The organism is Campylobacter rectus (assembly GCF_004803795.1).
Taxonomy (GTDB): domain Bacteria; phylum Campylobacterota; class Campylobacteria; order Campylobacterales; family Campylobacteraceae; genus Campylobacter_A; species Campylobacter_A rectus.
In genome coordinates this window covers 151,639-164,583 of the sequence record NZ_CP012543.1, presented here as the reverse complement: position 1 = coordinate 164,583, position 12,945 = coordinate 151,639, and the positions used below count along the sequence as shown (strand labels likewise).

Sequence of the window (12,945 nt, the reverse complement as noted above, 5' to 3'; positions counted from 1 at the left end):
GCTCGGCCCTAGCAAGGCCGCTTTATATCTCTTGCGCTATCACTCTTACCAAAACATCTTGCCTCAATCGGAGCAAGAGCGCATTTGTTTGCCTTAAACTTGCCGCTTTCTAGCGCTTATTTGATTATTCGTCTGCCGGCTGCTTTCTAAATTTAAGACCGGGCAAATTTGATGCTTACGGTAAATTTAAAACTTGCGCGAGACTTAGGCTAAATTTCGTTCGCACTTGCCGTTTCTTTAAATTTATTTACTGAGGCTTGCCTAAATTTAACAACCTTGCAACGCCTTACGCTAAAGCAAACGCATGCCTTGAAATTATATCAAATTTAAACAGATTTAGCCCGTGTCGCTTAGTATCGGCCGCGGGATTATTTGCGTAGCTATGAGCAAATGCGCAAACCAACGCGTAAATTTCGTTTTATAGCGCAGGCATTGCGTGTTCTTTGCTCAATGAAAACGCAATATCAATCAACTCGCGCCATAATAAAAATGCTTAACGATAGATTTACAGATTTGACCCGTTCGTCAAATTTAGTTATTTTTTGTGTAGCTACCGCGAGTCGCGATTTTAAATTTGACTAGTTTTTACAGCCTATGAATTTGGCTATATTTATACCAAAATTTTGCCGCATCCGCCGCTTTTTCAGCTATTTTTATTAAAGATTTTATTTGTATATGGATTGAAATTTGTTGTTTATCGCCTAAATATAATTGGTGTTTTAAAAGCCGCTTAAACTCAAATTTGGACGCTGCAAACTACGCTAAATTTAATATCCTTGTAATCGTTTGATTATTTATTTTTGGCGCACCTATACATAAATTTACACTTGCGTGGCACAAATGCTTCGCTCTAAGTCTTGCACTATTTAATTCATTTCTAAAATTTATCTTTCGCGCATCGCGCACTTCACCAACCTACCCCCTTAAACCCATCCTTACTCGGTTTATGCAGGTAAGCGCAAGTAAAAACGCCACTATGTAAAGCGCCCAGCTAAACCATATAGGCAGCTGACCTAATACCGCATATATAGTAGCGATGAACCCGAATACGAATGCGCGGTCGCTCTTACCCATAGGCCCGTCATATCGCCTGCTACTACCGTGTACCTGACCTAGGACACCTAAAAACTCGCTCATAAAAGATAGAAAAATAACGAGCGCGATAATACCCCACCCAAATGGAGCTACAAAAGCAAACGGCAAATAAAGCGCAGTGTCCGAGATGACGTCGGTAGCTTCGTTCAGATAGCCTCCAAGCGGTGTTTTTTGATTAAACTCACGAGCCAGCATACCGTCGATAGCATTTAGCGCCATACGTAAAAACATCCAAATAGGCAGTAGAAAAAATAGAGTGGAAACTTCGGCGAATTTAGCAAGTAGCATACCTAATAAAATAGAGAGAATGCAAGCTATGAGCGTGACTTGATTTGCCGTAACGCCGGCGCTATAAAGACGTCTTGCTAGCGGACGAAGCAGGTTTTGGAATTTGGGTTTTAACTCGTAGATGCTCATAACACTCCAAACAGTTTTATTTTTAGCATTTTCCTCTAAAAATACTTGAATAAAGTTTAATAATAGCTTGAGCGCATCTTAAAAACACTAAAAACAAGTAAAAATAGTATTTTACGTTTCGAGACATCGTTATTTGCCGGATATCTGTATTTTTAAGTAAAATTTGCCATTTTACCCCATCCATACTTCTTAAATTTGACTAATATAAAGGCAAAAAATATTGCGCTTGCATCCGCATTTTCAAATTTGATTCTTAAATTTTACTTTTATCTTTTTTGCTCTATTTTTTGCCGACGATGAGATATGATATATCAAGCCGCACTACTTATATTTTGAGTTATTATGGTTGGACCCGGGTTTGTTTATTTCTTGCAGGTAGGACACTTATACCAGGCGCCCTTTGTCTCTTGTTTTTACCGCGCTAATACCACGAGCGGTAGTTCGGACTCTTTGCTGTAACATAGCCTTTTTTGCTTGTTTGATACGGCTTTTATCTGCATTTAACTTGATTCTTTCGGGATCAAATTTAGCGGCTCTGCGATCAAATTCTAATCCTTATCTTAGACTCGTTATTTAAATTTGGCTTTATTTTAAATATCTCCGGCGTTAAGATTTAACCCTAAAATTTCTTTCTCATAAAATTTGCTTCATTTAAAAGAATAGGCTCTCTTTAACTTAAGCTCGCACAAAGGAGCAGTAAGTTACTATGAGAACTATGTTTTTGAAAAGTAACGAGCGTGGCAAAGTTAAAAAACAAGCATATAGTCCGTTCCCGAATTTCAGAGAAGAAATTTAGGGAAATTCTCAAGTATTTTGCAGAAGATATAGAGGCTACTAAAATAGCAAATTTAACCGGAATTTCTAGAATTTCCATTAATAAGATTTTAAAAAGCATTAGAGTTTTAATGTCTAAAGAGTGTGAAAAGATAAGTAAATTTAGTGGTGAGATTTCCAAACCCGCCTAGAAGCTTCGCTTTGAAATTGATGAAAGTTACTTCAGATCTAAAAGAGTAAGAGAAAAAAGAGGTAGAGGCGCAGCAAATAAAACACCGGTGCTTAACTTCGCTTAGCGTCGCTTCGCTAGCTACCGTCGCCTAATGGCTAGGGACCGCTCGTTACTACGTCTTGAAAAGCTACGAGTGTAGCGAAGTAGAGTTTAGATATAATAACAGTAAAGATACAAAAACTTTCTATCATATTTTACTAAAGATGATAAGAGAAAATCCGCTTAAGTTCCGTTGAGCCAATAAAAAACAGATAAGCAAATAAACTAAGAGATGTAAAGCAAAGCATAGATAGAATAAAAGCGTAAATAAACAAAGCCCGCAACGACCTACTTTTCCTTTCATCCCAGTAAGGGAGAGTATCATCAGCCAGGACGAGCTTAGCTTCTTGGTTCGAGATGGAGCAAGGCGTTTCCTCGTCTGTATAGTCACGGGCAGTGTTAAAGAAACCAACTTTATATTTTTATATTTCAAATTTAAAGCTAAAGTTTTATTTGCTTACTTATAAGCTTGTTAGCTTCTTTAACACTGCTATTTAATTGTTAAAAGTCAAATCTTGTTTTAATTAAAAACAAGGTCTTGGTAAGGATCATAGTAAATTTTACTATTTTATTAAATTGAGAACTAGTTTTTCGCTAAGCAAGACAAACGAGCAAAGACGAGGGAGCATACATACAGTATGTGACCGAAGTCTGTAGCGAAGTTTAACGAAGCATAGTAGAAAAATAGGAATCAATTTTACCCTTAACAAGGAAGTGATGCTTATTAAAAGATAAGCAGACGAGCTATTAGTACCGGTCAGCTAAAGGACTTTCATCCATTACACACCCGGCCTATCAAACTTATAGTCTATAAGAGCTCTTAAAAGAAGATTCATCTTGGAGTTGGCTTCCTGCTTAGATGCTTTCAGCGGTTATCTCATCCCGACATAGCTACCCAGCGCTACCCTTGGCAGGATAACTGGTACACCAGTGGTCGGTTCAACCCGGTCCTCTCGTACTAGGGTCAACTCTCCTCAATCTTCTTGCGCCCACGGCAGATAGGGACCGAACTGTCTCACGACGTTCTGAACCCAGCTCGCGTACCGCTTTAAATGGCGAACAGCCATACCCTTGGGACCTGCTCCAGCCCCAGGATGCGATGAGCCGACATCGAGGTGCCAAACCTCCCCGTCGATGTGAGCTCTTGGGGGAGATCAGCCTGTTATCCCCGGGGTACCTTTTATCCTTTGAGCGATGGCCCTTCCACACAGAACCACCGGATCACTAAGACCGACTTTCGTCTCTGCTCGACGTGTATGTCTCGCAGTTAAGCTGGCTTTTGCCTTTATACTCTACAAGCGATTTCCAACCGCTTTGAGCCAACCTTTGTAAGCCTCCGTTACATTTTGGGAGGCGACCGCCCCAGTCAAACTACCCACCAGACATTGTCCTACCTAAGGATAACTTAGGCTAGTTAGCTACCCGAATAAAGAAGGGTGGTATCTCAACAATGGCTCATCGTAAACCGAGATCTACGAATCAAAGCCTCCCACCTATCCTGCGCATCTTTATCCAAGTAGCAGTGTCAAGCTGTAGTAAAGGTCCACGGGGTCTTTCCGTCTTGCCGCGGGTAGGAGGAATTTTCACCTCCACTACAATTTCACTGGATCCCTCTTCGAGACAGCTCCCATCTCGTTACGCCATTCATGCAGGTCGATATTTAATCGACAAGGAATTTCGCTACCTTAGGACCGTTATAGTTACGGCCGCCGTTTACTCGGGCTTCGATCAAACGCTTCGCAGAGCTAACGTCATCAATTAACCTTCGAGCACCGGGCAGGCGTCACACCCTATACATCCTCTTACGAGTTAGCAGAGTGCTGTGTTTTTGGTAAACAGTCGGGAGGGACTCTTTGTTGTAACCTTCTTCGCTTACGAAGTAAATTCTTAACGAAGCTAGGCACACCTTATACCGAAGATACGGTGCTATTTTGCAGAGTTCCTTGAAGAGAGTTCTTCCACGCGCCTTAGAATACTCATCCCACCCACCTGTGTCGGTTTACGGTACGGGCAACTATAACTAAACTTAGAAACTTTTCTTGGCTCGACAGTATCAAGGATTCACACGCTGTTCCGAAGAACTTTGTGTGCCTGTGGGGTCTGGGCTTAAAAAGATCCGGATTTGCCTGGATCTTAACCTACACCTTTCGACCAGCACTACCATCCGCTGGCTCCTCTAACTCTAAGCGTCCTTCCATCGCACATTATAGTTGGCATTGGAATATTAACCAATTTTCCATCGCATACCCCTTTCGGACTTTGCTTAGGACCCGGCTAACCCTACGATGACGAGCATCGCGTAGGAAACCTTGGGTTTACGGCGTTGGGGATTCTCACCCCAATTATCGCTACTCATGCCTGCATGCTCACTTGCATTCGCTCCAGCGCTCCTTATCGGTACACCTTCGACGCTGAATGCAACGCTCTCCTACCACAGTGTCTATGAGTATTTATACTTTACTTAGGCTTGTCTTTTTGCTTTTGTTGCTAAATTTTAAAATTCTAAGAAATTTGAAATTTCTAAATTTAGATTAAGACGTTGCATTCAAATTTGAATGCAAAAAGCGAAGTATCTTTGAGCAGATTTAAATGTTGTGAAGTATTTTTCGATTGAGACTAGCCATATAGGCTGTCGATTGAGAAAAATACAAACTCATTTAAAGATGCCAAAGAGACAAGCTAGTATAAATAATCATAGACACTATCTAAAGCTTCGGTACTCATTTTAGCCCCGTTATATTTTCCGCGCAAAATCACTAGACCAGTGAGCTATTACGCTTTCTTTAAAGGATGGCTGCTTCTAAGCCAACCTCCTGGTTGTTTAAGTAACTTCACATCGTTTTCCACTTAAATGAGATTTAGGGACCTTAGCTGTTAGTCTGGGTTGTTCCCCTCTCGACGACGGATTTTATCACTCGCCGCCTGACTGCCATGATTACGCACTAGGTATTCGGAGTTTGATAGGGTTTGGTACATTGGTGTATGCCCTAGCCCATTCAGTGCTCTACCCCCTAGTGTTACTACATGACGCTATACCTAAATATATTTCGGAGAGAACCAGCTATCACGATGTTTGATTGACCTTTCACCCCTATCCACAAGTCATCCCATGGCTTTTCAACGCCAGCGGGTTGGGTCCTCCACCGGCTCTTACACCGGCTTCAACCTGCTCATGGATAGATCACATCGTTTCGGGTCTGCAGCATCTGACTAAACGCCCTATTAAGACTCGCTTTCGCTACGGCTCCGGGTTTCCTTAACCTCGCCAGACACCACAACTCGCAGGCTCATTATGCAAAAGGCAGTCCATCACACTGTGGATCTGTTTCAATACTAATCTTGGATTGTCTTATCTTGTTCGTTTTAAATTTTAAATTTAATCTATTTATTAAATTTAATCTACGGTTTGAAATTTTAATTTTAGGAGTTTTATTTCTCTTTACTTTTAAAATTTTAAATTTAATTCGATAATTTATAAAAATTATAAAAACAAGATAGATACCGCCCTAAAGGCGCGGTATTTTGAGACGGATTTAAATGTTGTGAAGTATTTTTCGATTGAGACTAGCCATATAGGCTGTCGATTGAGAAAAATACGAACTCATTTAAAAACGCTCAAAAGACAAGCCGTCTTTAATATTCAAACAGACCCACATAGTGCTCTGAATGATTGTAAGTAAATGGTTTCAGGTTCTATTTCACTCTGATCACCTCAGTTCTTTTCACCTTTCCCTCACGGTACTTGTGCGCTATCGGTCTAGTAGTAGTATTTAGGGTTGGATCGTGGTCGACCCGGCTTCAGACAGAATATCACGTGTTCCGCCCTACTCAGGATACCGCTAAGTAAAACAAAGCTTTCATATACGGGAGTATCACCCTCTATGCTTAATCTTTCCAGATTATTCTATTAGCTAAGTTTAGTCTATATCGCAGTCCTACAACCCCGTTAGTAAACTAACGGTTTGCCCTCTTACGCGTTCGCTCGCCGCTACTGGCGTAATCTCTTTTGATTTCTTTTCCTGAGGGTACTAAGATGTTTCAATTCCCCTCGTTCGCTCCATATTAGGTAGTTAAGCTCGCGCTTAACTGGGTTGCCCCATTCAGAAATTCCCGGATCAAAGCCCCTTGACGGCTCCCCGAGACTTATCGCAGCCTGGCACGTCTTTCATCGCCTCTACTAGCCAAGGCATCCACCACTTACTCTTAGTAGCTTACCTTTTTTAGTACTTCTCGCAAGAGCAAAGCTCTTGCTCCGACGGGAAGCGCAAGCGCTCCCTCGACCCACCTAAAGCACAGCGCTTCTTTCGGAAGCGCCGTATAGCTTAAATATTAGATTGCTCTAAAATTTAAACTTAAGCGGTAATCGGATAGAGAAGTTATTAGATTAATATATTCTAATTCGCATCACTTCCTTGTTAAAGGTAACTATTAAATTTAAGATTTCATAACGAAGTCTCAAATTCAGATCTATTACGAAATTTAAATCTCTTACTTTTAAGACGGAAAGCATTGACTAATACCCAGGTAAGTTTTAAATCCTATGATATCTTGTGACGTCAAACTTCTGCATTAAGCAAATAAGCAAGATCTTTAAATCTTTAACAAGTCCTGTAAAATTGTTTTATTTATTAAAACTTGATTGTGACTTTTAACAATGATAAATTAAATAACGTTTAGACTTCTCAGCTTGGCAAAGCCAAGCTTGCGACAAGGAGCTTCGCTCCCTCTACTTCGCTACACTCGTAGCTGCAAGCAGAAGACCCACCTAAAGCACAAAATTGCTTACGCAATTTCGTAAATTTAGAAAGAATGGTCGTTTCCTAAAGTCTAATTAGAAAGCTTGAGTAAAAAGTTCTCTAATTAAACTTTATCTATTATGTTAAACTAATTATGGTGGAGAATAGCGGGATCGAACCGCTGACCTCCTGCGTGCAAAGCAGGCGCTCTCCCAGCTGAGCTAATTCCCCAATTACTCGCCTAGCAGGATAAAACCGATTTATCGCACACAGCGTATTTTTCGGTTCGCTTAAGCTCACAACGAAAAATCCTAAAAAGCAAAGCAGTTTGCTTTTTAATGTGCAAAGCAGGACTCCTGGCTGAGCTAATTCCCCAATTATGGCTCGTTCTTTTTATTTTATACTTCGTCTGTTTTTAATTCAGCTTCGGTCATTATCCATATGATAACTCCCTTGCTTCATTAAAAACTTCCTCGTCTAAAATAAAGACTACTTCGCCATATCTTGACAAGCCTAGTAAAAAAGCTTATAAAAGATTAACTCTGGTGGGCCTAACAAGACTTGAACTTGTGACCTCACCCTTATCAGGGGTGCACTCTAACCAGCTGAGCTATAGGCCCCTCTACTCGTTCTTTTTATTTTATACTTCGTCAAAGCTCGGTCGCGACTGCGTCACGTATTATAGTATTATATATACGCTCCTTATCGCTCGGTCGCTTTTCCTCGTCTAAAAATAAAAACAACTTCGCATCGGCTAAAAATTAACTTATCGATAGTTAAAAAACAGCCTACAATACTTTATCTCTTTATTTTTATCAAATTTAGATAATCGTAAAGATAATCTAAAATCCAATAACCTAAAAAATCAAAGATAAAATTTATAAGTTTTATCGTCAATCTTTCAAAACTAAACAAGGATCGATTGAGTAGATATACTTTTAATCTTCTTTAACGTAGCGACAAGTCGCTACTAAGAAGCAATACTAAGTTACAGCTAAAACGATTGCTTCGCAATCTTATTTAGCATCTGGTATTGTATATCCAAATTTTCCTTTGACGAATATCTTGTGAGAGAATATTCGTTGTACTCTAGAAAGGAGGTGATCCAACCGCAGGTTCTCCTACGGTTACCTTGTTACGACTTCACCCCAGTCGCTGATTCCACTGTGGACCATAACCGGTTTGGTATTTGGGCTTCGAGTGAAATCAACTCCCATGGTGTGACGGGCGGTGAGTACAAGACCCGGGAACGTATTCACCGTAGCATGGCTGATCTACGATTACTAGCGATTCCGGCTTCATGGAGTCGAGTTGCAGACTCCAATCCGAACTGGGACGTATTTTATAGATTTGCTCCATCTCGCGATATTGCGTCTTATTGTATACGCCATTGTAGCACGTGTGTCGCCCCGGACATAAGGGCCATGATGACTTGACGTCGTCCACACCTTCCTCCTCCTTACGAAGGCAGTCTCATTAGAGTGCTCGGCCGAACCGTTAGCAACTAATGACGTGGGTTGCGCTCGTTGCGGGACTTAACCCAACATCTCACGACACGAGCTGACGACAGCCGTGCAGCACCTGTCTTAACATTTCTGCAAGCAGACACTCTTCCATCTCTGGATGATTTGTTAGATATCAAGTCCGGGTAAGGTTCTTCGCGTATCTTCGAATTAAACCACATGCTCCACCGCTTGTGCGGGTCCCCGTCTATTCCTTTGAGTTTTAATCTTGCGACCGTACTCCCCAGGCGGTATACTTAATCCGTTAGGTGCATTACTGCCTCGACTAGCGAAGCAACAACTAGTATACATCGTTTAGGGCGTGGACTACCAGGGTATCTAATCCTGTTTGCTCCCCACGCTTTCACGCATTAGCGTCAGTTAAGTTCCAGCAGATCGCTTTCGCAATGGGTATTCTTCTTGATCTCTACGGATTTTACCCCTACACCAAGAATTCCATCTGCCTCTCCCTTACTCTAGATTATCAGTTTCCCAAGCAGTTTAACGGTTAAGCCGTTAGATTTCACAAGAGACTTGATAATCCGCCTACGCGTCCTTTACGCCCAGTGATTCCGAGTAACGCTTGCACCCTCCGTATTACCGCGGCTGCTGGCACGGAGTTAGCCGGTGCTTATTCCTTGGGTACCGTCATAATTCTTTCCCAAGAAAAGGAGTTTACGCTCCGAAAAGTGTCATCCTCCACGCGGCGTTGCTGCTTCAGGGTTTCCCCCATTGAGCAATATTCCCTACTGCTGCCTCCCGTAGGAGTCTGGACCGTGTCTCAGTTCCAGTGTGACTGATCATCCTCTCAGACCAGTTACGCGTCATAGCCTTGGTAGGCCGTTACCCTACCAACTAGCTGATACGATATAGCCTCATCCTACACCGAAAAACTTTCCCGACTTAACTTATGTAAAGAAGGAGTATAGAGTATTAGCAGTCGTTTCCAACTGTTGTCCTCTAGTGTAGGGCAGATTAGCTATATATTACTCACCCGTGCGCCACTAAGATTAAATAGCAAGCTACTTAATCTCCGTTCGACTTGCATGTATTAGGCACGCCGCCAGCGTTCACTCTGAGCCAGGATCAAACTCTCCATATTAATCTTCTTTAGCGCAAAGCAAAGCTTTGCTAAGAAGCAACACTAAAGACTAAGATTGCTGACGCAATCTAAATTAGTGTCGCATAACCCCTAAAGCACACCGCTTCTTTCGGAAGCGCCGTAAAGAAAGCTATTATACTTATCTTTTTAAATTTAGGTGATTGACATATGAAGTTTTAATCAAAAAACTTTAATTTTATAATTTACAATCTACTATCTTTTAAATTAGCAAGCTAAATAAAAGATGATTGTTTTTAGTTTTTCTACATTAATTACTTTCCAAGGAAAGCCTATTAAGTAGATGGCTCAATCGATCACTTGTTTAGATTTCAAAGATTGACTAATTAGTTTAACAGTGTGAATTTAAAAAACGTAATTTAAAAAGCTAAAACTCAAATTCCCAAAAAACGGAGAATACTTTATTTAGCTCAAAATTAAAACTTACGATATTAAAAGAAAAGGCTTTATTAACGTGAAAGTTAAAGGTGGTTTCTTAATTCGTGAGCTGGAATTATACAGATAGGATGCTTAAGAGGAGCTTAGAAAAAGATCAAAATTTATAAATTTATACTCTACGTTTATTTTTCTATAAATTTGCCTTGAAAAACGACTTTTTCACGCACCGTCCATCTATAAAATCATCCATATCCAGCGTAAATATACCGCTCTCGCCGACATCTTTTGCATGGATAAATTTTGTATTGTCGATTCTATTTACCGGCATTTTGTTTTAGACTCCTTGGTCTGCATTGGCGCGTTTGTCGGTTTTTGTCCGTGCCGGCAAAGAGACTAGTCGCCGTCAGGCTTATCACCGTTTTTGATATCACAGATTTTGTAGCCTCTACGGGACCGTTGATGCGCTGTTTTTTCATTAAATGCGTCGATGCCGCAATACCCGGTCTCATCCATAGAGCCCAAAAGCGGCACAGAGCGCTTGAGCGATGAGTTTAAATTGCGAGGTCAAATTTTATTTATCGCCTCGTATTTCTAACCAAAACCTAGCGCAACGTCAAATTCCTCAATATCGTCTATTTTCTTTAATTCATCACGCCGAAAGTTACCACGCCTGCATTTGATTTATTAAATTTAGCACGGTTTTTACGCTATTTTCATATTCGTTGTCTCCGCAGATACGCTTCAAATCCGGAAATTTTAGCTAAAGATTGCGCGTCGGCTTCTAGGATCGCAAGCGTTAAAAAAAGGGGCGGCTATCGCAAATCCTTTTGTTTTCCGATAACAGCTATCGGCTAAATTTAAAAATTTTTATACTACAAAGCTACCGTTTCATCGCCGCGATCGCTTCGATCTCGACTAGGCCGCCTTTTGGCAGGGTTTTTACCGCGACGGTGCTACGCGCCGGATACGGCTGCTTAAAGTAGTCGGCGTAGATTTTATTAACCGCAGCAAAATCGGCCATATCGGCCAGAAAAATCGTCGTTTTAACTACGCTTTCAAAGCCAAGGCCGGCTTCGGTCAAGATAGCTTCTAAATTTTGCAGCGAACGCTTGGCCTGCGAACCGACGTCCGTGCCCGCAAATTCACCTTGCGGAGTAACGCCAAGCTGGCCTGAAATAAACAAAAATCCATTTGCTTGAGTTGCTTGCGAATACGGTCCGATCGCCTGCGGAGCGTCGTTTGCGGAGATAATCTTTTTCATTTTTCGTCCTTTGTAAAAATTTCGCGCATATTAGCAGTTTAGCGCCGAATTTGCAAATTTAGCTATAATTCACCGCAAAAAAGGCAAATTTGATGAAACTCACTCTTGCGCCAAACGAGTTTTTAGACGGCTACGTTCTAGGCTGCGAATTTGCGCGAAACGCCGATATTTCAGGCAATGCCTATCTGTTTTGGAGCGGCGCGATATCGGCAAAATACGAAAATTCTCGCACGGTTTTTCTGCACAAAAAAAGTATTCCCGCGCGCTTTCAAGAGGCGGCCGAGCTTTGCAGCGACCTTAGCGGACTTACGCTCACGTCGGCCTTTTGCTCCTTTACGACGCTAGCACCCTCGCACCTCGTCGCCAAAAACGGCTCCAAACTCTACCCGCTTTTTGAGCTTCACGAGATTTGCGGTATAAAATTTATAAATTTGAAGAAATTTTATGATGATTTCGGGCTTGACTACCGCTACCGAATTTACATCGAAAAGTGCTCCTTTTTCTCGCCTGCGCCGCTTGAAAAGCGCATAAAGCTAACCGAGACGATGTGTTTGGGGTATTATTAAAACGTATTTAAATTTAACTTTTTCCGTGCCGAAATTTGCCGAATTTGAGCCTTTGGCTCGTAAAAACATCGCAAATTCGAACAAAATTCGACCGTTCCGCCGTAAATTTCCGCCCGCGAGCTCATTGCCGACTTTGTCTAGATAGGCTCCTTGCGTCCGCATCTGTCGCGAAACGATACCGTCTTTTAACGTCATACAAAACCTCGTCGCTATTTAGCAGCTCATTTGTGCCTTTTAGCGGTTGCGGCGCCGCCAAAAGGCGAGACAAAGAGCGCCTTACCGGCTTGGCTTCGGCGATCTACGCGTTTATCTACAAGATTGGGCTTTTACGATCCGGATTTGACCGTCGGCGAGCGAGAGCGTTTTAAGCCGATTTGTTCTCGCTGCCAAAGCCCTTTAAAGCAACTTTTACGCGGATTTATCGCCCCTTGTTATCCTTGCGTTTATGACGGCGGGGCGTTGTTCGCCATATTTTTGCGCTCAAAGATCGGATCGTTTACGGCGGATTTGCACAGGCAACCGCCCACGTAGCCGTCTTTTACGCTCTCGTTTATCGCGTCTTCTAAAAATCCGCCCTCGATATGCACGTCCTGTCCGATACCCACAAACACGACCGCCATACCCGTATCCCGGCGGATCGGCGCGATGCGCTTTTGGGCGAGATCGGCGTTTTAAAGCGCCTTATCTAGGATGTCTTTGCTTACCGGCGAGCTTTCATTTCTTCAGCCTTTTTAAAGACCGCCCCCCCATATCGGGCGTTACGACGTAACAGGCTCTTTGCAAAGCTCGCTGACGGTTTTGGAGACTGATTGGCTTAAACTACCC

General features: G+C 42.0%; 6 protein-coding genes, 2 tRNA genes, 3 rRNA genes and 1 pseudogene. 2 read left to right on the top strand and 10 right to left on the bottom strand.

Translation table 11 applies throughout. The features are described 5' to 3' along the window. Positions 1 to 915: 915 nt before the first annotated feature. A complete protein-coding gene (locus CRECT_RS00885) occupies positions 916 to 1,512 on the bottom strand; it encodes a CDP-alcohol phosphatidyltransferase family protein (protein WP_039888898.1) in 597 nt (198 codons plus the stop codon). A gap of 737 nt (positions 1,513 to 2,249) precedes the next feature. Between CRECT_RS00885 and CRECT_RS00880 the strand changes: the two are divergent. Continuing rightward, positions 2,250 to 2,567 (top strand): annotated as a pseudogene (locus tag CRECT_RS00880) (IS1595 family transposase); the annotation flags it as partial. Positions 2,568 to 2,832: 265 nt separating this feature from the next. Here CRECT_RS00880 and rrf read toward each other — a convergent pair. From rrf to CRECT_RS00845, 7 genes are all read right to left on the bottom strand, one after another. Beyond that, positions 2,833 to 2,952: ribosomal RNA gene (gene rrf, locus CRECT_RS00875) — 5S ribosomal RNA — on the bottom strand. A gap of 332 nt (positions 2,953 to 3,284) precedes the next feature. Then, positions 3,285 to 6,774, bottom strand: a 23S ribosomal RNA gene (locus CRECT_RS00870). A 674-nt stretch (positions 6,775 to 7,448) separates the two neighbouring features. After that, a tRNA-Ala gene (locus CRECT_RS00865) sits at positions 7,449 to 7,524 on the bottom strand. Positions 7,525 to 7,836: 312 nt separating this feature from the next. Next, positions 7,837 to 7,913 (bottom strand) — tRNA-Ile (locus CRECT_RS00860). A 473-nt stretch (positions 7,914 to 8,386) separates the two neighbouring features. Further along, positions 8,387 to 9,897: ribosomal RNA gene (locus tag CRECT_RS00855) — 16S ribosomal RNA — on the bottom strand. The 16S, 23S and 5S rRNA genes sit together here with 2 tRNA genes alongside, the layout of an rRNA operon. 586 nt (positions 9,898 to 10,483) lie before the next feature. Then, on the bottom strand, positions 10,484 to 10,621 hold the full coding sequence (locus CRECT_RS00850; protein ID WP_002943454.1) for a hypothetical protein: 138 nt from the start codon (positions 10,619 to 10,621) through the stop codon (positions 10,484 to 10,486). 552 nt (positions 10,622 to 11,173) lie between these two features. After that, positions 11,174 to 11,554 (bottom strand): RidA family protein, encoded by a 381-nt coding sequence (locus CRECT_RS00845; protein WP_002943105.1) that lies wholly within the window; start codon positions 11,552 to 11,554, stop codon positions 11,174 to 11,176. A gap of 89 nt (positions 11,555 to 11,643) precedes the next feature. Here CRECT_RS00845 and CRECT_RS00840 point away from each other — a divergent pair, with 89 nt between their 5' ends. Continuing rightward, positions 11,644 to 12,120: a cheVAW transcriptional regulator CheQ gene (locus CRECT_RS00840; RefSeq protein WP_198400763.1), complete on the top strand. Its 477-nt coding sequence runs from the start codon at positions 11,644 to 11,646 to the stop codon at positions 12,118 to 12,120. On the opposite strand, the gene CRECT_RS00835 is transcribed toward CRECT_RS00840, so the two are convergent. Together CRECT_RS00835 and CRECT_RS12405 are read right to left on the bottom strand one after the other, a co-directional pair. Continuing rightward, a complete protein-coding gene (locus tag CRECT_RS00835; protein ID WP_157752349.1) occupies positions 12,088 to 12,315 on the bottom strand; it encodes a hypothetical protein in 228 nt (75 codons plus the stop codon). The two genes, CRECT_RS00840 and CRECT_RS00835, sit on opposite strands and share 33 nt — an antisense overlap. Before the next feature lie 248 nt (positions 12,316 to 12,563). Next, positions 12,564 to 12,740: a fumarate hydratase gene (locus CRECT_RS12405; RefSeq protein WP_232501087.1), complete on the bottom strand. Its 177-nt coding sequence runs from the start codon at positions 12,738 to 12,740 to the stop codon at positions 12,564 to 12,566. Positions 12,741 to 12,945 lie beyond the last annotated feature (205 nt).

Excerpts from the sequence above, each read along its gene's own strand:
- CRECT_RS00885 (WP_039888898.1), bottom strand. The coding sequence starts at position 1,512 with ATGAGCATCTACGAGTTAAAACCCAAATTCCAAAACCTGCTTCGTCCG.
- CRECT_RS00850 (WP_002943454.1), bottom strand. The coding sequence starts at position 10,621 with ATGCCGGTAAATAGAATCGACAATACAAAATTTATCCATGCAAAAGAT.
- CRECT_RS00845 (WP_002943105.1), bottom strand. The coding sequence starts at position 11,554 with ATGAAAAAGATTATCTCCGCAAACGACGCTCCGCAGGCGATCGGACCG.
- CRECT_RS00835 (WP_157752349.1), bottom strand. The coding sequence starts at position 12,315 with ATGACGTTAAAAGACGGTATCGTTTCGCGACAGATGCGGACGCAAGGA.
- CRECT_RS12405 (WP_232501087.1), bottom strand. The coding sequence starts at position 12,740 with ATGGCGGTCGTGTTTGTGGGTATCGGACAGGACGTGCATATCGAGGGC.